The sequence below is a fragment of the Dyadobacter sp. UC 10 genome (genome assembly GCF_008369915.1).
Classification (GTDB): Bacteria; Bacteroidota; Bacteroidia; order Cytophagales; family Spirosomataceae; genus Dyadobacter.
In genome coordinates this window covers 2,728,769-2,748,001 of the sequence record NZ_VSRN01000001.1, presented here as the reverse complement: position 1 = coordinate 2,748,001, position 19,233 = coordinate 2,728,769, and the positions used below count along the sequence as shown (strand labels likewise).

The 19,233-nt window shown below is 46.0% G+C and carries 17 protein-coding genes and 1 pseudogene; 15 read left to right on the top strand and 3 right to left on the bottom strand.

The window, feature by feature from the left end; translation table 11 throughout:
• Positions 1 to 7 precede the first annotated feature (7 nt).
• From FXO21_RS11385 to FXO21_RS11345, 9 genes are all read left to right on the top strand, one after another.
• On the top strand, positions 8 to 244 hold the full coding sequence (locus FXO21_RS11385; protein WP_149640181.1) for a cytochrome b5 domain-containing protein: 237 nt from the start codon (positions 8 to 10) through the stop codon (positions 242 to 244).
• A gap of 10 nt (positions 245 to 254) precedes the next feature.
• Positions 255 to 1,103, top strand: a complete 849-nt coding sequence (locus FXO21_RS11380; RefSeq protein WP_149640180.1) for an N-acetylglucosamine kinase — start codon at positions 255 to 257, stop codon at positions 1,101 to 1,103.
• A 113-nt stretch (positions 1,104 to 1,216) separates the two neighbouring features.
• Entirely contained in the window at positions 1,217 to 2,470 is a 1,254-nt protein-coding gene (locus tag FXO21_RS11375; RefSeq protein ID WP_149640179.1) for a sensor histidine kinase, read from the top strand.
• A complete protein-coding gene (locus FXO21_RS11370; protein ID WP_149640178.1) occupies positions 2,467 to 3,153 on the top strand; it encodes a response regulator transcription factor in 687 nt (228 codons plus the stop codon). Before FXO21_RS11375 ends, FXO21_RS11370 begins: the two co-directional genes overlap by 4 nt.
• A 90-nt stretch (positions 3,154 to 3,243) precedes the next feature.
• Positions 3,244 to 3,483: a 50S ribosomal protein L28 gene (gene rpmB / locus FXO21_RS11365; protein WP_149640177.1), complete on the top strand. Its 240-nt coding sequence runs from the start codon at positions 3,244 to 3,246 to the stop codon at positions 3,481 to 3,483.
• Between the two features lie 86 nt (positions 3,484 to 3,569).
• Positions 3,570 to 4,061 (top strand): 2-amino-4-hydroxy-6-hydroxymethyldihydropteridine diphosphokinase, encoded by a 492-nt coding sequence (folK, locus tag FXO21_RS11360; RefSeq protein WP_149640176.1) that lies wholly within the window; start codon positions 3,570 to 3,572, stop codon positions 4,059 to 4,061.
• A 228-nt stretch (positions 4,062 to 4,289) separates the two neighbouring features.
• Positions 4,290 to 6,656: a TonB-dependent receptor gene (locus tag FXO21_RS11355; protein WP_149640175.1), complete on the top strand. Its 2,367-nt coding sequence runs from the start codon at positions 4,290 to 4,292 to the stop codon at positions 6,654 to 6,656.
• 6 nt (positions 6,657 to 6,662) lie between these two features.
• A complete protein-coding gene (locus FXO21_RS11350; RefSeq protein ID WP_225865653.1) occupies positions 6,663 to 7,595 on the top strand; it encodes a DUF4249 domain-containing protein in 933 nt (310 codons plus the stop codon).
• 83 nt (positions 7,596 to 7,678) lie between these two features.
• A complete protein-coding gene (locus FXO21_RS11345; RefSeq protein ID WP_149640174.1) occupies positions 7,679 to 8,794 on the top strand; it encodes a DmpA family aminopeptidase in 1,116 nt (371 codons plus the stop codon).
• Between the two features lie 17 nt (positions 8,795 to 8,811).
• Here FXO21_RS11345 and FXO21_RS11340 read toward each other — a convergent pair whose 3' ends face one another.
• From FXO21_RS11340 to FXO21_RS11330, 3 genes are all read right to left on the bottom strand, one after another.
• The gene (locus FXO21_RS11340; protein WP_149640173.1) at positions 8,812 to 11,718 is read right to left on the bottom strand and encodes a PVC-type heme-binding CxxCH protein; all 2,907 of its coding nucleotides are present in this window, start codon (positions 11,716 to 11,718) and stop codon (positions 8,812 to 8,814) included.
• Between the two features lies 1 nt (position 11,719).
• A complete protein-coding gene (locus FXO21_RS11335; protein WP_149643465.1) occupies positions 11,720 to 12,589 on the bottom strand; it encodes a sugar phosphate isomerase/epimerase family protein in 870 nt (289 codons plus the stop codon).
• An 81-nt stretch (positions 12,590 to 12,670) separates the two neighbouring features.
• Positions 12,671 to 13,030, bottom strand: coding sequence for a YraN family protein (locus tag FXO21_RS11330; RefSeq protein ID WP_149640172.1), 360 nt, complete (start codon positions 13,028 to 13,030; stop codon positions 12,671 to 12,673).
• A gap of 138 nt (positions 13,031 to 13,168) precedes the next feature.
• On the opposite strand from FXO21_RS11330, the gene lipB reads away from it, so the two are divergent.
• From lipB to FXO21_RS11300, 6 genes and pseudogenes are all read left to right on the top strand, one after another.
• On the top strand, positions 13,169 to 13,897 hold the full coding sequence (lipB, locus tag FXO21_RS11325; protein WP_149640171.1) for a lipoyl(octanoyl) transferase LipB: 729 nt from the start codon (positions 13,169 to 13,171) through the stop codon (positions 13,895 to 13,897).
• Entirely contained in the window at positions 13,894 to 14,307 is a 414-nt protein-coding gene (locus tag FXO21_RS11320) for a hypothetical protein (protein ID WP_149640170.1), read from the top strand. Before lipB ends, FXO21_RS11320 begins: the two co-directional genes overlap by 4 nt.
• A gap of 313 nt (positions 14,308 to 14,620) precedes the next feature.
• Entirely contained in the window at positions 14,621 to 15,355 is a 735-nt protein-coding gene (locus tag FXO21_RS11315) for a 3'-5' exonuclease (protein WP_149640169.1), read from the top strand.
• Between the two features lie 52 nt (positions 15,356 to 15,407).
• Positions 15,408 to 17,768, top strand: coding sequence for a ribonuclease R (gene rnr / locus FXO21_RS11310; protein WP_149640168.1), 2,361 nt, complete (start codon positions 15,408 to 15,410; stop codon positions 17,766 to 17,768).
• Positions 17,769 to 17,837: 69 nt separating this feature from the next.
• Positions 17,838 to 18,209, top strand: a pseudogene (locus FXO21_RS11305) (GxxExxY protein).
• 87 nt (positions 18,210 to 18,296) lie between these two features.
• Positions 18,297 to 19,184 carry a 3-keto-disaccharide hydrolase gene (locus FXO21_RS11300; RefSeq protein WP_149640167.1) on the top strand — a complete coding sequence of 296 codons (888 nt, stop codon included), beginning with the start codon at positions 18,297 to 18,299 and terminating at the stop codon, positions 19,182 to 19,184.
• The last annotated feature ends 49 nt before the right edge of the window (positions 19,185 to 19,233 follow it).

Below are 19,233 nucleotides of genomic sequence, written 5' to 3'. Positions count from 1 at the left end.
TACCTTCATGAAAGAATATACGCGCGCGCAGCTGGCGCTCCGGAATGGTCAGGATAAAGAGGATATCTGGTGTGCTTACAAAGGGATCATTTATGACGTTACTTCATCCAGGTTATGGCGAAACGGCCACCATTATGAACATTGGGCCGGCCAGGACCTTACCAAAGAACTGGGCGACGCGCCGCACACTGACCAGGTTTTTAAACGCTTCCAGATAGTCGGCAGATTACAGAAAATATCCTAAAACCGGTTTCATGGATTCAACCTTTTTAATAGCCGACAGCGGCTCGACCAAGACAGATTGGGTAGTTACAAAAGGAGGCGCGCGCGTCGCCTCATTTCAGTCTGCCGGCATTAATCCATTTTACCAGTTAGCCGAAGAGATCATTCCGGTACTCGATAAGCAGGTTTTGCCGCATATTGAGGGCGATATTGACAAGATCTTCTTTTACGGCGCTGGCTGCGCGGATGAAAAATCGGGCCGGCCGGTGTCTGATGCTTTGAAGCATTGCATTCGTTCAGCTTCGGTAATAGAAGTGGCTTCTGATATGCTCGGAGCAGCCCGCGGTTTGTGCGGACACAGCGCCGGACTGGCATGCATTCTCGGAACGGGGGCCAATAATGCATTTTACGACGGCGAAAAAATAGTGCATTCGATCGGCTCGCTCGGTTTTTGGCTGGGCGACGAGGGAAGTGGATCATATCTGGGTAAAACGCTTGTAGTCAATTATTTACAAAACGATTTACCCGGCGATCTTCATCAAAAATTTGCAGAAAAGTACCCCGAAATAAACAGACTTTATATATTGGACCAAGCCTATAAAAAGCCTTATCCAAACCGTTTTTTTGCCTCGTTTTCTGTATTCATTTCAGAACACCTGAGCAATAGCTACATACTCGATCTGCTCAGAGAAGCATTCTCCCTTTTTACCGAAAAGTATATCCTCAAACACAAAAACGCGGACCAGTATCCCGTCCACTTCACGGGATCGATCGCTTTCTACTATCAGGATATCCTCCAAACTGTACTTACCTCGAAAGGCTTGCAGCCCGGCCGGATCCTCAAAACCCCGCTCGACGGACTGGTCCAGTACTATTTATAGCGACAAGACGAAGCGTTAATGAATGTTAAGGAGGGCTAGTTTGGCCTGTTTACGCCTCTTTTACCCATTTTATTAGTGTAAATGGTCTTAAATTTGACTATTATATTACTGCAATGTCAAGACGAACAATTCAGGCACTTACTGTATTCTCTGCACTTCTGATCATAGGCGTGGTGATCACGCAGATTTTCTGGGTTAAACAGGCGCTGGATCTCCGACACCGGCAGTTTAACCAGAATGCCCACGTCGCCCTGCAGGATGTGGCCGCGAAACTGGCGCGTGTAAATGGTGTTATGCAAACCAGTAACCCTGTTGAGCAGCTTTCTCCGGAGTACTTTCTGGTCAATACCAACTCCACCACACAGCCCGAACTGCTGGAAGTATTTATTAAGGAGAGCTTTCAGAAATACAAACTGATCGCCGACTTCGATGTCGGTATTTACGATTGTACGACCAACCGAATGCGCTACGGCATGTCGCTGAGCACAAAAAATAGCGCGAAGATCCCCGCAAAGACTTCCAATTGGATCAAGACCGACAAGTATCCTTATTATTTCGGAGTTCGCTTTCCAGAGCAGGAAACCTATTTTGCAGGGAGCATTAACCGGGCAATCTGGTCTTCGGTGCTGGTGCTCGTGGCCGTGCTACTTTTTGCTTATGCGCTTTTTGTGATACTAAGACAGAAACAACTTTCAGAAGTGCAGCGTGATTTTGTAAATAATATGACCCACGAGCTCCAAACGCCCATTTCTACGATCCGGATTGCAGCCGATGTGCTCAACTCCGAAAATATTATGACGCAGCCGAAACGGCATAAGCGTTATGTCCAAATTGTTCAGGATGAGATAGTAAGGCTGCAGGGACAGGTGGAAATGGTGCTCTCGATGGCCAAAGCTGAGCGGAATGTGCTTACTTTACAAAAAGAGCATTTGAATGTGGAAGAAGTGATCAGGTCGGTCCTGCTGCCATTTGAAAACAAGGTCAAGTTCCGGGATGAAACTGTCAACAAAATTATTGAAGCAGATCCATTCCATTTCAGGTGCATGATTAATAATCTCATTGACAATGCTTTAAAATATTCCGACGATATCCCGGAGGTAGAAGTGGATATTTACAACAAAGGAAAATGTCTTGTAATTGCCGTCCGTGACCAGGGAATCGGTATTGCACCGGAATATCAGAAGAAGATTTTTAACCAGTTTTTCCGTATTCCTTACGGCGATGTGCACAATGTAAAAGGCTTTGGGATCGGGTTGAGTTATGTCAAACAGATCGTCAGGGCGCACCGATGGAAGCTGGAACTGGAAAGCACATTGGGAAAAGGAAGCACGTTCAAGGTCAATATTCCTCAGAAACAACACGCATGAAAAAAAGAATCCTGTACGTAGAAGACGATCCAAATTTGGCATTCGCCACGAAAGACAATCTGGAAGAGTATGATTTCGAGGTAATTCACGCGGCAGACGGAAAGGAAGCGCTTGACTTTTTTGGCAAAGAGCATTTCGACATTTGTGTCCTGGATATTATGCTACCGAAAATGGACGGGTTCACGCTGGCTGAGAAGATCAGAGATTCCGACAACCAGGTCCCGATCCTTTTTCTATCCGCAAAATCTTTGCAGGAAGACAAAATCAAAGGACTCAAACTCGGTGCCGACGATTATGTTACCAAACCTTTCAGCATTGAGGAGCTGAAACTCCGGATTGATGTCTTTTTGAGAAGAAGTAAATCCGAGCAGGCAGCAACGGCAAAGACCAGCACCAGTAGCATTGGAAATTATTTGTTTGATTTTCAAAAGCTTACATTAAATCTAAATGGCACCAGCCAGAACCTCACGTTCCGGGAAGCTGAGGTTTTAAAATACCTCGCAGAGCGTCCCGACACGGTTGTCCGCCGCGACGAGCTTTTGAAAGCCATCTGGGGCGACGATGATTATTTCATGGGCAGGAGCCTCGATGTTTTTATATCAAGGCTAAGAAAATACCTGTCTGGCGATCCGGAAATCCGTATTGATAACATTCACGGCGTAGGATTCAGAATGCGCTGGTAATGTGTTTTTTGTAAATATTTTCTTTCAAGAGTTGCTCAAAAAAAAATATTTACACATCTTTGCACCCTCATTTGGAAAAATTGCAAGGTTATGGCTAAGGTTTGTCAAATTACAGGTAAAAGAACTCGCGTTGGAAATAACGTTTCTCACGCTAACAATAAAACAAAACGTAAATTCTTCCCGAATTTGCAGAAGAAACGTTTCTTCCTCCCTTCGACAGGAGAATGGGTTACGTTGAAAGTAGCAGCATCGGCTCTTCGTACCATCAATAAAAACGGTATCGAAGCAACTATACAGAAAGCATACGATAAAGGAACACTTACGTTCTAAAAGGTTTTACGAATTTATTTTAAAGGGCTTCTTTTCGTCGGGAAGTCCTTTTTTCGTGTATATACTTTATTACATCTACTCGTTGCATGACCGGTTCAGGAAAAATTTTTCTCCTTTTAGGATCCAATCTTGGCGACCGCGCGGCGATTTTGCAGCAGGCACGGCAAATGATCTCTGAAAATGCAGGAACCATCCTTTCGCAATCATCGATCTACGAAACCGAACCCTGGGGTTTGCTTGACCAGCCTGCGTTTTTGAATCAGGTAATTGAAATTGATTCTGCCGAAGAACCGGAAAGTCTTCTGAAAATCCTGCTGCAAACAGAGCAGGAAATAGGCCGGATACGCAAAATACGCTGGGGCGCCAGGCTGATCGATATTGATATTCTGTATTACAAAGATTTGGTCCAGGACAGCTCCGCCCTCATTTTACCACATCCCCACCTCCACGAACGCAAGTTTACTTTAATTCCGCTCGCTGAAATAGCCCCGGAGTTTTTAGATCCCAAATCGGGAAAAACGGTGGCACAGCTTCTGGCAGCATGTTCCGACCACAGCATAGTCGCAAAAATTTCTTGAAATATTTATAAATATATCGGAACACTTTGCTCGTCTGCATTGACCATTGATTCGCGTTTTTTGCTAGTTCATCATTTTTCTCTGTCATTATACTGCCATTAGAACTTGTTTTGCAGAGGTAAGTCAATCAATTTTACCATTTATCCCCAAAGTCACAGGGGAATTCCCTACTGAGTTGTCAGTGTTTTGAATAGAAAAAATTCAAAATCGCGAACCAAAATTAAGCCAATGAAAAACAGAAAAATTTACCTACTGCTGCTATTACTCGGCGTTTGTTTTCAGGTAACTGCCCAAAACCGGCATACGGTGAGTGGTTATGTTAAGGACAATGCCAACGGAGAAGGGCTCATCGGCGTTTCAGTTTATGTGCGCGAAGCCGCGACAGGCGTTGTCACCAATTCCTACGGTTTTTACTCAATTACGCTGCCTAGCGGGAACTATACACTAGTTTTCAGCTACATAGGCTATCAAAAGGTCACCAAAGAATTAATTCTCGATGCGGACAAGACGGTGAGTATTGAAATGGAGGGCGAAAGTAACCAGTTGCAGGAAGTGACGGTTTCTACGCAGCGGGAAGATGAAAATGTAAGGAGCATTGAAATGTCGGTGAACAAGGTGGAAATGAAAACCATCCGGAAAATGCCGGCATTGCTTGGAGAGGTGGATTTGATACGCAGTATCCAGCTGCTTCCAGGGGTGACAACCGTGGGAGAAGGAGCTTCGGGTTTTAATGTCAGGGGCGGCGATGTTTCTCAAAATCTGGTATTGCTCGACGAAGCACCCGTTTACAACTCTTCACACCTTTTCGGATTTTTCTCGGTATTCAATCCTGACGCGGTGAAAGATGTGAAACTGATCAAGGGAGGTATTCCCGCGCAATATGGCGGGAGAATTTCTTCCATTCTTGATGTAAGAATGAAAGAAGGTAACTCCAAAAAACGTGAGGTGAATGGTGGTATAGGCACCATCTTTTCCAGGCTGACTTACGAGCAGCCTTTTGCTAAGGGAAAAGGATCTTTCATCGTAGCAGGCCGCCGTTCGTACATTGATATACTTGCAAAGCCATTTCTGAACTCTGACCTGAGAGATTCGAAATTCTATTTTTATGATCTTACAGCAAAAGTTAACTACCAACTAGGTGATAAGGACACATTCTATGCTTCGGGTTACTTTGGTAAAGATGTCTTCGGCGGGGGTGACTTTGGCTTCGGCTGGGGAAACGCTACTGCTACGGCTCGCTGGAACCACATTTTTTCCAATAAGCTGTTCATGAACCTGACAGGCTATTACAGTAATTATGACTATTCGCTCGGACAAAATGCGAGTGATCCTAATGCGAAAGATAAGTTTGACTGGAAGTCGAAGATTATCAGCACCAGTATTAAACCCGATTTTACATTTTACATTACCCCAAATAATCAGCTGACTTTCGGTGGCCAGTACATTTATTATGATACGCGCCCGGGCCGAGCAATCGCACTGTCGGAAGGACAATCGACCGACATCAGTCTGGAACCTAAATACGCGGACGAATCGGCGATCTATATAGGTAATGAGCAAAAGTTTTCAGAACGGATTTCCCTGCAATATGGCATCCGCTACTCCTACTTTCGCAGCCTGGGACCAGGTACCGAATACAAATACTTCACCGACGAGGTTGGAAAGCGCCAAGAGCCTGTTTTCCCTGGTGTGCAATACAAAAGGGGCGATGTCATCAAAAGTTACGGTAACTGGGAACCGCGGGCTTCGCTGAATATTGGGGTAACTTCCAATGCTTCTATCAAAGCCAGCTACAATCGTACAGCGCAATACCTGCATTTACTTTCCAACACTGCAGCTGCCTCGCCGCTCGACGTCTGGACTTTGAGCTCACCGATTATACAGCCGGAAAAGGCAGATCAGGTTGCATTGGGTTGGTTTCAGAACCTGAAAGACAATACCTACGAAGCTTCGGTGGAGGTTTACTATAAAAAACTGTATAACCAAATTGACTATGTTCCTGCTTCTGAACTCCTTCTGAACCAATTTGTTGCCGGAGATCTGCTTTTCGGAAAGGGCCGGGCCTATGGTGCTGAATTTTATCTTAAGAAAAACAAAGGAAAGCTAACCGGCTGGATCAGTTATACGCTATCCAAAACCGAGCGGCAGGTAGAAAGTATCAATAATAACGACTGGTTTCCGGCCCGATTTGACAAGCCGCATAACTTCACTTCCGTTGCAATCTATGAAATGAGTAAGCGACTTTCGCTATCGGCCAATTTCACGATCACTTCGGGTACACCCGCTACTTTCCCTACCAATCGCTGGGAGTATAACGGCTGGCCTGTGGGCAACAATTTTGAAAACAGGAGAAATAACAACCGCATTCCCGCCTATCACCGCCTCGACCTGGCGGCTACTTTAAAATCGAAAAAGAAGCTGTTTAAAAAAGGCGAAGGCGAGTGGGTATTGTCGTGCTACAATGTATACAACCGCCGCAATCCATTTTCGATCTATACGCGGGTGAATGAAGACAATGCATTGAAAACAGAGGCTGTACGGTACGCGGTGATAGGAAGCTTTATTCCTGCGATTACTTACAATTTCAAATTTTAACCAGCCATGAATCCGATGAAATATTTTAATAAATCAGCTATAAAAATAGGCTTTGCAGCATTACTAGGAGGGTTTTTTCTTACTGGCTGCGAAGATGTGGTCGATTTGGAAACTCAAACCGGACCTCCGCAGCTGGTGGTCGATGGATGGATTACTAACCAGGCGGGCCCGCAAACGATCAAACTTACCTGGTCGGCGAGCTATTTCGATAATACCCCTGCAAAACCTGTCCTGAATGCCGAAGTGGTCGTTAAAGATGACAAAGGCACTATCTACGAGTTCGAGGATACTGCGGGAAATGGTAATTATATCTGGCAAAAAACAGGTGACACACTAGGTCACATCGGCCGCAAATATACTTTGACGATCAAACAGGGTGCAGAAACCTTCACTTCCAGTACCGAAATAAAGCGTGTTCCTGCCGTGGATTCAATTGTTTATACCAAAGAAAAACTGCCTTTCGAACCGGATAAAGGCCCGCGTGAAGGTTATATAGCCGAGTTTTATGCGCGTGATTTTGTGGGTGAAGGAGATACTTACTGGATCAAGCCGGTGATCAGGGGAAAGCCGGAAGTACCCAAAGCAACCAGCATTTCGATTGCTTATGACGCTGCATTCGGAGCCGGAGCTCCTTCCGACGGACTGATATTTATTCTGCCACTTCGCCAGTCTATCACGACGGATACGCTTTATTCCGCCGGGCATCAGGTGGGTGTGGAGTTGCACAGCATTACCAATGAAGCTTTTGAGTTTTTGAAACAAATCCGTGAACAGGCTGGAAACGGCGGACTTTTTGCTACACCGATCGCCAATATCAGATCCAATGTGGTGAATGCAAATCCAGGCGGCCCCAAAGCGCTGGGATTCTTCGGCTCGTCGGCGATCAGCAGAATGGAAACAACCATCGACCCTGCAAAAGCACGTCCTGAGGACGATTAACAGCATATTTGAAAATATTGAAACCGCTGGCCTGCTATTTTGCCAGCGGTTTTTTTGTTATATTTCATTTAAATAAAAAGACCATGAAAAAGCCTCTCCTGCTGCTACTGGCACTTTTGCCAGCTATATCATTTTCCCAAACGCGGCCGCGTGATTTGGGTATTAAAATCGGCGTGCTGCCTGTGGGCGCAATGAATGCGATTACGGATGTTCCGGGCGTGAAAGTGGGCCAGGTAACCCTTGCCGAAGGAGCTGATATTCGTACCGGCGTCACCGCGATCGTTCCGCACGACGGAAATTTGTTCCAGCAAAAGGTGCAGGCCGCGATGTACATCGGTAATGGTTTTGGAAAAATGACCGGATATTCGCAGGTGGAAGAACTTGGTACCATTGAATCCCCTATTGTTTTGACCAATACACTCAACGTGCCCACCGCCGCCGACGCGATCATTGACTGGACGCTGGGACAAAAAGGAAACGAAAACGTACGCTCTGTCAATGCGGTTGTTGGAGAAACAAATGATGGTTTTTTAAATGATATCCGCGGTCGCCATGTTCGTAAAGAGCACATTTTGAATGCATTGGCGCAGGCCGAGAATGGCGCTGTCGCCGAAGGTAATGTAGGCGCAGGAACCGGGACGGTTTGTTTCGGCTGGAAAGGCGGGATAGGAACTGCGTCGCGCAAACTGCCGCAGAAGCTGGGCGGCTATACGGTGGGGGTTCTGGTTCAGACCAACTTCGGCGGCGTACTGAAAATCAACGGTGTACCTGTCGGCCAGGAGCTTGGGAAATATGCATTTAAAGAAACACTCGACAAATCTTCCGACGGCTCCTGCATGATGGTACTCGCCACGGACGCGCCACTTGACGCGAGAAATTTGAAGAGGCTGGCGAAAAGGGTATTCCTCGGCATGGCGCAAACCGGCGGGATCGCAGCCAACGGAAGTGGCGACTACGTTATTGCCTTCTCAACTGCCAACCGGGTACTGCACGATGCGCCAGAGCCAACTGCTACTGCGACTTTCCTGACCAACGATGTTGTTTCCCCGCTCTTTCTGGCCGCCATGGAGGCTACCGAAGAGGCGATTATTAACTCTCTTTTTATGGCCAGGACAATGGAGGGAACGCAGGGCCACAAGGTAGAGGAATTGCCCAGGGAAAAAGTCCTTGAAATAATGCGTAAATATGGCCGACTGTAAGAATAGGGCGTTTTTAGTTATTTAAAATTCAGCAGATAGCCCGTCAGATCAGCGAGATCCTGCTCATTCAATCCCAAAGTTACAGGCTCAGGCATGAGCGAGCTTGGCATTTTTTCCCTGCTTTTAATATCCGCTGCTTTGATCGAATGCTGCTTTCCAGCGGCATCTTTCAGTACTACATTCGCCCCGTCGCTCATTAAAAATCCGAAATAAGTCTCCCCTTTCTTGGTTACGATCGTGTAGCTTTCGTATCCGAAAACCATACTGGCCGATGGATTCACGATCGCGTCGAGTAAGCCATTTTTATCAAATTTTTTGTGCACAAGCGTCAAGTCTGGGCCGATATCCGCGCCCGTTTCGCCGTGTTTGTGGCAGGCGACGCAATAGGTGGTGAATATCTTCTCGCCCTGGCCGGGGTTAGCTTTCATCCTGGCGATAAAATCTGTTTTCAATACCTTTCCATTTCTCGGAAAAAACTGGCTCGCCACCACTCTGACATTCTGATCGGGATTTTTGAAAATGATCTCACTCACCGATTTCGCTATTGTATCCTGCAACTGTCCCTGCACCCGCATATCGACCAGAATATTTCCCCCGTCAATATCTGCAGCCATTGATTTGGCCGCTTCAATTCTCGTCGCCACATTGCCCGACTTATCCGCCACGATCTTTTTCTTTTCCAGCATTTGCCGGTAAGCAGGCGTCATTTGCTGGGCGGTAGCTTCCTCCCAATTCAGGAGCTCAGCCCAGTCGTTACTTTTCCGGAAGTTTAGCCACCACGAAGCCTGCGACGAAACGTCTTTCAAAGGTGATTTGCTTAATGAAACCATTGCTTCCGCTGCTTTTTTACTTTTGATAAAACCGATCGCAGTTAATGCCTTTCTGCGTTCAGGAACACTGACTTTTGCAGAACCAGACCTGATCTTCAAATCGTTAACCGCGTTTTCGGGGTGCAATCGCCAGGCGAGATTCGCCCGCTGCGGATCCCAGTATTCGGGATCGGCTTTGTATGATTCTCTTACCATTGCATACACCTTTTGCTCTTTCCCGTCGGCCGCAGTACCGATAGCTTCCAGCATCCAGGGATCTTTTCCATCATAGTTTTTGATCAGGCTATGAATAGGTTTAAATGCTTTTTCGTAAGGCAGATCTCGAAGCGCAATCGCTATTTCCCGCCGCACAGCTGCGTCAGGGTCATTGGCCAATTGTTCCAAAAATCCATCAGACTTACCAATCGACCGCAGTGCGCGGAATGCAGTCAGCCTGTGCGCAGCATCTGAAGATCTTGTGAGCTTATCTACTTCCTGCGCTCCTTTTTCACCTAATTGGGATAACAGCCAGATGGCCCGCGCCTGGTGAAACGGATTTTCTGCATTCAGTAATTGTTTGACGTCTCCGATTACTTCATCTCCTTTTGCCTTTAATCCTTCAAAACCCAGCAAACGAACATTGACCGCAGGATTTTTTAATGCCTCGATCAGGCCGGTAGTAGTGGTAAGGTCAGTTTTTGGGATCGTCAATTTTTTACCTTTCGGGGTAATGCGATAAATGCGGCCGTAGCCGATCTTGTCCTTCATGGCGTGCCCGCCTACCACCGGATCATACCAGTCGGCGATGTACAATGCGCCATCGGGACCGACGGCCGCATCCGACGGACGGAACCATTTTCTGGTATCACCATCCGTTTCATACCATTCATATCTCTCATTCGCCTGCGGAAAAGAGCTGATCAGGTCACGGCGGTTTAGTTTAAAACCAGCGCCGGTTTGTTCCGGTTTGTATGCAAAAATCACATTCCGGCCAGCTTCGCAGCTTAGTAAGGTACCGCGGTAGTCTTTCCCGAGTTCGTCGCCTTCGTAAAAAACGGTTCCGGTGGGCGAGCCTGCGCCGGTATTGTCACCGGCTGGCATCACGCCCGGATCTTCCTGATGCCAGTGGGTTGTGAAAATATCCTGTCCCGGCCGGCGATCGGCCTGCCAGTAACGCGTTCCATCTGCCGAAAAATAACCCGCATTACCATTTTCTTGTAAGAAACTTACCCGGCAGGTAATTACCTGATCGTCATTATCATTCTGCCACATGTTCCCGTAACTGTCCAGGCACACCTCAAAGCTATTCCTGAAATTGTGTCCCAAAACCTTCAAACCAGTTCCGTCAGGGTTAATACGCAATGCTAACCCTCCCACCCAGATCCGCCCGTCGTCAGACTTTTGATTTCCCTGGTTCGACTTATTATAAGGTGTGCCGCCGGTATACAAACTGCCGCTGCGCAACGTCCAGCCGCTTTTATCTTTCACCTGGTGCGGGCCTGCATTGCCGGTATTGAAATAATATTTCCCGTCCGGACCGGCTACTAACGAGTGCAGGGAGTGGTCGTGGTCGAAACCGCCGAAACCGGTCAGGAAAATCTCCCGGCTGTCGGGCTTGTCGTCACCGTCTTTGTCAGTGTAAATGATGAGGTTAGGGGCGCAGGAAACGATTGTTTTGTTGCCGATTACCGCAATTCCAAGTGGTGAAGTCAGTAAGGTATCTTCCACATATACTTTCGAAGATTCCGCTTTCCCGTCACCGTCTTTATCTTCCAAAATCATCACACGGTCGCCCTTCTGTTTGTGGCTCAGCCGCTCCGCTGGTTTGGTATTAAAATCGCGGTAATTCACCGCCTCGGTGATCCAGACCCTGCCTTTTGCATCAATATCCATATTGGTAGGATTATGAAACATCGGCGCCTCGGCCCAGAGCGTCGCTTCCAGGTCTTCGGGAACATATAGCTTTGCAGTATCTGCCAATGCTATCGGCGCACCTGATGATTTTTTCGGAGCGTCTGGCAGTTTTTGTATTTGATATAATCCAAAGAAAGAAAGCAGGCAAATGCCGGCAAACGCAAAAAAAACACGCTGAGGAATCAGAGCTATTGAATTCATATCATTTAAAAGAGAAAAGACTTTCCAGATAAGTCCGGTTTTGCTGATAACATGCTATCAGATCGGCGCCGGGCGGGGTAGCTCCTTCGATCTGCATCCAACCTGAATAACCTGTTTTTTTAATCGCTTCCGCTATTTTTGGCCAGTCGAGGGTGCCTTGTCCGAGTCGCTGGCCGTTTTCTTTCATGTGTATTTCGCAAATCATTTCTTTTCCAAGCATGGGAATCTCTTTGAAAATATCGTGACCGGCGTCGACGGAATTTCTGAAATCGTAATAAACTTTAACTGCATTCGACCCTACTGCATTAATAATATCCAAATGCTCTTGTCCGCTCATATACGATTCGATTCCCAATGTAATACCTTGCTTTTCAGCGTGGGGCGCTACTTTTTTCAATCTTTCAATGACCGCCTTTTTTCCCTTTTCATCATTCCGCAAATCTCCGTCAGAGAAAAAGGCGAGTAAGATCACCTTCACTCCAAGCGCCTTCGCGGCGTCGACGCTATTCCATACCCATTCTTCGGTTCTCGGCTCCGATTTATAAGGTACGCGGTTTAATTCTCCGATAGCGAGACTGGAAATCTTAACGCCAGTTCGCGCGGAAGCTTCCTGAATGGATTTCAAAGTGGCAGGAACCGAAAGTCCAGCCTGGTCTTTGGAAGTATTGTAACTAACCTGAATGCCCTGTAAACCGATCTGTTTAGCCCGCTCAAAAGCTTCCGGATTCAATGCTTTGCCGACAGACCAATCGCAGGCGCCGAGCTGGAAGCGAGGCGGAGCAGGTAAATTCCAGTCTTGCGAGGCAGCCAGAAAAATAAATGCAGACTTTTTGAGCACTTCCCGGCGGCTTAATAGCAACTCTTCAATCATTACAGGCGGATTTAGGATTGTAATGTATTTACCTATTAAATCTGCCTGCAAATAGATTCTACTTGTCACATACTCAGGATACTATTTGTAAAAAGCATCTTCAATATGCCGGATCTCGGTTTCTCCGTTCGGCATTACAAGCACTGAAACAATATCGAAACGAACATCAAAGTGCCAGTCTTTATCGAAAATATAATTTTCCGCTGCGCGCATCACCAGTTTGGCTTTGGCCGGATTGACGAACTCTTCAGGCATTCCGTAGGCGGTCCCGCTCCGCGTTTTGACTTCGACAAAAATCAGCATTTTCTCTTTTTGTAAAATCAAATCAATTTCAGTGTGTCTGCTGCGATAATTTTGCTCAACTATCTTAAATCCTTTTGCCAGCAAAAAAGCGGCAGCCTGCGCCTCGCCCCAATGTCCGGTGTCGTTGTGTGCCGCCATATTAGAAATCGCTTTCGAACAATTAATTACTGAAATAAGTTATCATTATGTCATACGTTGAGATAATTCGTCTGACAAAAGACTTATGACGCAGAAAACATGAAGAAGTTTCTAAAACAGCGTCGAAAAATTTAAAAAATGAATACCCTCATCAATAAGCAGGTTAATTTCAGGAACCTTGGCCTGATTGACTATCAGGAAGCCTGGGACTATCAGGAGAAAATTTTTGCGGAAACCCTCGCGTTAAAGACTCAAAACCGGACTTTGAGCGATGCAGAAAAGGTTTTAACTCCCAATTACCTCCTGTTTTGCCAGCACCCTCATGTTTATACGTTGGGAAAAAGCGGCAAGCCTGAGCACCTCCTTTTATCTGCGGAAGATTTGACTGTAAAACAGGCAAAATATTACAAGATCAATCGCGGCGGCGATATTACCTATCACGGCCCCGGCCAGCTGGTAGGGTACCCGATCCTTGACCTCGACAATTTTTTTACGGATATTCATCTGTATATGCGGACGCTCGAAGAGGCCATTATCCGTACTTTGGCAGATTACCAGATTGATGCGGGAAGGATCAAGGGTTTGACAGGCGTTTGGCTTGATCATGAAGCACAGCTCAATCCCCGCAAAATTTGCGCACTGGGTGTGAAGGCCAGTCGCTGGGTGACCATGCACGGATTTGCACTTAATGTCAATACCAACCTTTCGTATTTCGGGAATATCGTTCCCTGCGGAATCGATGACAAGGCAGTAACATCCATGGCAGCAGAATTGGGGGCAGAAGTCGAAATGAATGATTTATCAAAAGTTTTAAAAGCACATTTGGCGGATTTGTTCCAAATGGAATTAAAGGATTTAGAAGAATGAAGAAGGATATTATATTTCATCCCGTGAAGAGAATACAGGTTGCGATCGTAAAAAGTGTGAACGAATTGAATGCCGAAGAGTGGAATGTTATTGTGATCAATAAAAATGACGATCCGATTACGAATGTGTTTGTGACTTCAAAAGGATATAGTAATAGTGAGTCAGGCACCAATTCTGATCAGAAGACTTCTACACTCAGGCACTTTTTCCCGGAGATTCCGGCCGGTGAGCATGCAGTGGTGGAACCGATCATGCCCGACGTTTTTCATCTCAATAACGAATTCTGGGTCAGCTATTTCATCGAAAACCAGATCTACGATAAAAAGTTTATATTCGTGCCGGACAGTATCATCGAAGCCAACCTGATGCAGATCGAGCCGCTGGGCTTGCAGGGCGTTTTGCATGACTGAGGTGGATTGGAAAGGGACGAGGTAGTTCGGGATTGATCGGATTGGGGAATGGAAGGGGTCGAGGTGGATCGGGATTGGGGGTTGTTGTCAATAATTGTCATTAGTGGTCATTAATAGTTATTTGTTGTGGAGCATGGTATGGGATCGCTTAGGCCGCTGGAATTAAATATTGCTATTGATATTACACACGCAAAACAATAAATGACCATCAATGACAAAGAATGACTATTAAATGACCAATAAGCAGGAACCTGAACCATCCCGAACCGACCCGGGCAAAAATTAACCATTCCCACCTATAATCCCCCACACTATGACAGAAGATTTCAAAAAACGCATTAAAAATTTCCTCCTCCTCGACATCGAAACTGTTTCGTCACATGCCTCCTACGAACAGCTTCCAGACCGAATACAGAAACTTTGGGACAAAAAAGCATTAAGTCTCAAACGTAACGACGACAGCCTCAGCAATGCTGAACATTTTTATGACCGCGGTGCTATCTATGCTGAATTTGGTAAAATTGTTTGCATTGCTTTCGGCGCATTCTACTGGAATGAAAATGAGGAACTTGCATTTAAGGTGAGCAGTTTTTCCGGCGACGACGAGGCCGATCTGTTGCGGCAGTTCAAAGCATTGATTGAGAAATATCCCGCTGAGCAACTGATACTTTGTGCACATAACGGCAAGGAATTTGATTTTCCCTTCCTCTGCCGCCGAATGCTGATCCATTGCATTGAAATACCAAAAGCCCTGCAAATTACCGGCAAAAAACCATGGGAAATCCTGCATCAGGATACGATGGATCTCTGGAAATTCGGGGACTATAAAAGCTATACTTCGCTGGATTTGCTCGCTGCGGTTTTTGATATTCCCGGTAGTAAAAATGAAATGAGCGGAGACCAGGTCACTAGGGTTTATTACGAAGAAAATGACCTGGCAAAAATTTCCCGATATTGCAGGGAGGACGTGGTGGTCCTGGCACAGCTTTATTTGCGATTGCATTGCTTCCAGGCAGTTCAGGAAGAGAACATTACCAGGGTCGGATGACGCTGTACTGAGTGACCGGTAACCGGTAGCGAGGTATTAATTTAAAAGAATAATGAAAGACAAAAAAGTAAAAAATAAGCCCGAAAGGGAAAAAAGAGAGCCGAAAGCTCCTCATCATATTGTTTCCTATATAGATAATTTAAAAGCAGATATTGCTGCATTTTTCGATCTGAACAGAGAGCAGCAATTTCGTCCTTTCGATGTCCACGATCATTTTGGTGTGCAGGATAAAAAGGTAAGGGTACTGTTCAACGAAATCCTGCATGAGCTGGAACAAGCTGGAAGGATCGTTTATCATAAAAACGGCACCTACTCCGCAGGAGCGGACAAACCTGTGAATAAAGAACTGACAGGCCGCGTTGACCGCGTCAACAAATCGTTCGCATTTGTGATCGTAGAGGGCAGAGAAGACGATATTTATATTGAATCAGAAATGCTCAATGGTGCCTGGGACGGTGATATTGTCTCAGTGCAGACACTTACCAAAAACAGTCGCAACTCCGGAAGAGGTGATTCGGGTAAAAGCCGGGTCGAAGGGCGGGTTAAGGATATTATTGAGCGAAAAAATGCAGATATAGTCGGTATTATTGAAATTAGCCAACGCTACGCCGTTGTCCAGCCGGATAACAAAAAGCTATTCGATCCTATTTTTCTGGAACCCGATGAAATCAAAGATGCCAGCAATGGCGACAAGGTTATCGTAAAGGTCAAAGAGTGGCCGACGAGAAGAAGTCAGGCTGAGGGAGAAATCGTGCAGGTACTGGGCAAAGCCGGTGATAATGATGTAGAAATGCACGCGATCCTGGCCGAATTTGGGTTACCTTATCATTTTCCGGATGACGTTGAAGCAGAGGCAAATAAGATCTCTGACAAGATTACCAAAAAAGAAATTGCGAAGCGCCGTGATATCCGTGACTGGCTCACACTTACGATTGATCCGGTCGATGCCAAAGATTTTGACGATGCACTGTCTGTCAGGTATTTGGATGATGATATAGTTGAGGTGGGCGTTCATATCGCCGATGTTTCTCATTATGTATTGCCAAATACCGAGCTCGAACGGGAAGCTTACCGCCGGGCAACTTCCGTCTATCTTGTCGACAGGACTGTCCCCATGCTGCCGGAAAAGCTCTCCAACAACCTTTGCTCACTTCGCCCGAATGAAGATAAACTGGCATTTTCGGCCATTTTTGAGATCAGTTCAAAGGGAAAGGTGCTGAAAGAATGGTTTGGGAGGACAGTGATCCACTCAGACAGAAGGTTTAGCTATGAAGAAGCACAGGCTGTGCTGGATTCGGGTGAAGGGGATTTTCCGAAAGAATTGGCTACCCTCAACACGATTGCGAAGATCTTTCGTGAAGAGCGATTCAAAAAAGGAGCGATTAATTTTGAAACCCCGGAGGTGCGATTTAAGCTGGATGAAAACGGAAAACCGCTGGGTATCTATCAAAAAGAGCGGCACGATTCGAACAAGCTGATAGAGGAATTTATGCTTCTGGCTAACAAACGCGTTGCAGAATACGTTTACGCACTTTCGAAAGGCGAGGAAAAGAACACGATGGTATATCGTATCCACGAAGCGCCCGACGTGGACAGGCTGAAAACGTTTGCCACTTTCGTTGCCAAACTCGGTCATAAGCTGGAAGTGGAAGAAGAAAACAAGATCGCGAAATCCATGAATGCGATGCTGGCGCGTGTGGAAGGAAAACCGGAACAAAACCTGATCGAATCGCTTGCTGTGCGCACCATGGCGAAGGCCAGGTATTCTACCGAAGATTATGGGCACTTTGGTCTGGCATTCAGGCGGTATTCACACTTCACATCCCCGATCCGCCGCTATCCGGACGTAATGGCGCACCGGCTTTTACAGCATTATCTCGACGGCGGCGCGAATGTAAATTCGGAAGAGTATGAAAGTGCTTCCAAGCACTCTTCTGAACGTGAGCGACTTGCGGCAGAGGCCGAGCGTGCTTCTATCAAATATAAGCAGGTTGAGTTCATGAGTTCCATGGATCCCGACACCGAATTTGCAGGCATCATAACGGGTGTAACGGAGTTTGGGATTTTTGTAGAAATTACAGAAACTGCTTCGGAAGGATTGATCCGTATGACCGACCTGGGCGACGATTACTATGAATTGGATAAGGAAAATTACCGGATCATTGGACAGCGCACAAAGAAGATATATACTTTCGGAGATCAGGTGAAAGTAAAAGTGAAGGATACCAATCTCGCCCGTCGCAGTATGGACCTGTATCTTGCAGGAACCGTCCCTTCGCCGGGCAGGGAAAACAGGGGCCGCTCAAATGTCCGTAAACCGGCGGTTCACGAATCCCGGCCACCCAGATCCTCACGCGGTAACCGGAAATCTGGCGGATCTTCATCGGAAAAGCCGAGGAGGAAAAGGAAGTGATTGGTTCTTTTCATTTTGATGTTACCTAATTCCAAGTCGTTCGTCTAAGGACTTAAATATCTCAGACGAATGGAATTGTATTTTAAAGAAGAAGCATACCTTGTGATCGGCCAATGCATAGAAGTGCACAATGAACTGGGCCATGGTTTTGCGGAGATCGTTTATAAGGATGCGCTAGAACTCTGTTTTGCTCAAAAACGAATTTCTTTCGAAAGGGAAAAAGAGTATCTCGTTTACTTTCGTGGAATTTTACTCCGTCATAAATTCTAGGCTGATTTTGTGGTGTTTGATAACATCATTCTCGAGGTTAAATATGTGTCTTGCCTTACAGATGAGCATGTTTCACAAACTATTAACTATCTGAAAGTTTCGGGAAACAAACTCGGTTTACTTGTGAATTTTGGCCGCGGCAGGTTAGAATATAAGCGATTGGTGCTTTAACTTTTTGCCACGAATACACGAATTTGCACGAATGCATTCGTGCAAATTCGTGTATTCGTGGCAAAAAAAATCTCAACCATTAATTCAATGCCAATAAAAATACTTCTCTTCCTCCTCCTAACCTCCATCACCTCCTTCGCCCAGAAAGCCGCAGACAAGGAAGAATGGGAATCGATTTTTAATGGTAAGGACCTGACTGGCTGGGATATCAAGATTGCGGGACACAAAGTCAACGATAATTACAAGAATACGTTTATCGTTGAGGATGACATGATCCGTGTGAATTACAAGGAATATGACAAATTCACAACTGAATATGGTCATATGTATTACAACAAACCCTATTCTCATTATAAAATCCGCCTTCAATATCGTTTTACAGGTAACCAGGTTCCCGGCGGCGCTTCATGGAATGTTCGAAACAGCGGAATTATGTTGCATTCGCAATCAGCCGCCAGCCTTGGACTAGATCAGGATTTCCCTATTTCACTTGAAATGCAATACCTCGGCGGACTTAACGCGGGCGAGCGCACGACCGGCAACCTCTGCACGCCCGGAACAATCGTGGATATCAATGGAAAACTGGATGAGGCGCATTGTATTAACTCTTCTTCCAAAACCTACAATGGTGACCAGTGGGTAGATGCAGAAGCAATTGTACTAGGCGATTCAATCGTATATCATTTAATTGAAAAGGATACTGTACTCACCTTTACCAAACCCAGAATCGGCGGAGGTTATGTTGGCAAAAACCATACATTTAAAGACGGGAAAGTGGGGAATGAGGAAGATTGGGCAAAAAAGCAGGGCACGCCATTGAGCAGCGGCTACATTGCATTACAAGCTGAAAGTCATCCGATTGATTTCCGGAATATTCAGGTACTCAATTTAAAAGGCTGCATGAACCCGAAAGCCATTAATTACAAATCATATTACATTGAACCTGATAATCAAGCCTGTAAGTTTAAAAAGTGAGGCGATCATTTGTATTTCAGACTTAACAGCATCAATACTTCCCGCGCTG

Excerpts from the sequence above, each read along its gene's own strand:
- FXO21_RS11320 (WP_149640170.1), top strand. The coding sequence starts at position 13,894 with ATGAAGAAGGATATTATATTTCATCCCGTGAAGAGAATACAGGTTGCG.
- lipB (WP_149640171.1), top strand. The coding sequence starts at position 13,169 with ATGAATACCCTCATCAATAAGCAGGTTAATTTCAGGAACCTTGGCCTG.
- folK (WP_149640176.1), top strand. The coding sequence starts at position 3,570 with ATGACCGGTTCAGGAAAAATTTTTCTCCTTTTAGGATCCAATCTTGGC.
- FXO21_RS11380 (WP_149640180.1), top strand. The coding sequence starts at position 255 with ATGGATTCAACCTTTTTAATAGCCGACAGCGGCTCGACCAAGACAGAT.
- FXO21_RS11345 (WP_149640174.1), top strand. The coding sequence starts at position 7,679 with ATGAAAAAGCCTCTCCTGCTGCTACTGGCACTTTTGCCAGCTATATCA.
- FXO21_RS11330 (WP_149640172.1), bottom strand. The coding sequence starts at position 13,030 with ATGGCGGCACACAACGACACCGGACATTGGGGCGAGGCGCAGGCTGCC.
- FXO21_RS11350 (WP_225865653.1), top strand. The coding sequence starts at position 6,663 with ATGAATCCGATGAAATATTTTAATAAATCAGCTATAAAAATAGGCTTT.
- FXO21_RS11315 (WP_149640169.1), top strand. The coding sequence starts at position 14,621 with ATGACAGAAGATTTCAAAAAACGCATTAAAAATTTCCTCCTCCTCGAC.
- FXO21_RS11370 (WP_149640178.1), top strand. The coding sequence starts at position 2,467 with ATGAAAAAAAGAATCCTGTACGTAGAAGACGATCCAAATTTGGCATTC.
- FXO21_RS11375 (WP_149640179.1), top strand. The coding sequence starts at position 1,217 with ATGTCAAGACGAACAATTCAGGCACTTACTGTATTCTCTGCACTTCTG.
- FXO21_RS11385 (WP_149640181.1), top strand. The coding sequence starts at position 8 with ATGAAAGAATATACGCGCGCGCAGCTGGCGCTCCGGAATGGTCAGGAT.
- FXO21_RS11340 (WP_149640173.1), bottom strand. The coding sequence starts at position 11,718 with ATGAATTCAATAGCTCTGATTCCTCAGCGTGTTTTTTTTGCGTTTGCC.
- FXO21_RS11355 (WP_149640175.1), top strand. The coding sequence starts at position 4,290 with ATGAAAAACAGAAAAATTTACCTACTGCTGCTATTACTCGGCGTTTGT.
- FXO21_RS11335 (WP_149643465.1), bottom strand. The coding sequence starts at position 12,589 with ATGATTGAAGAGTTGCTATTAAGCCGCCGGGAAGTGCTCAAAAAGTCT.
- FXO21_RS11300 (WP_149640167.1), top strand. The coding sequence starts at position 18,297 with ATGCCAATAAAAATACTTCTCTTCCTCCTCCTAACCTCCATCACCTCC.
- rnr (WP_149640168.1), top strand. The coding sequence starts at position 15,408 with ATGAAAGACAAAAAAGTAAAAAATAAGCCCGAAAGGGAAAAAAGAGAG.
- rpmB (WP_149640177.1), top strand. The coding sequence starts at position 3,244 with ATGGCTAAGGTTTGTCAAATTACAGGTAAAAGAACTCGCGTTGGAAAT.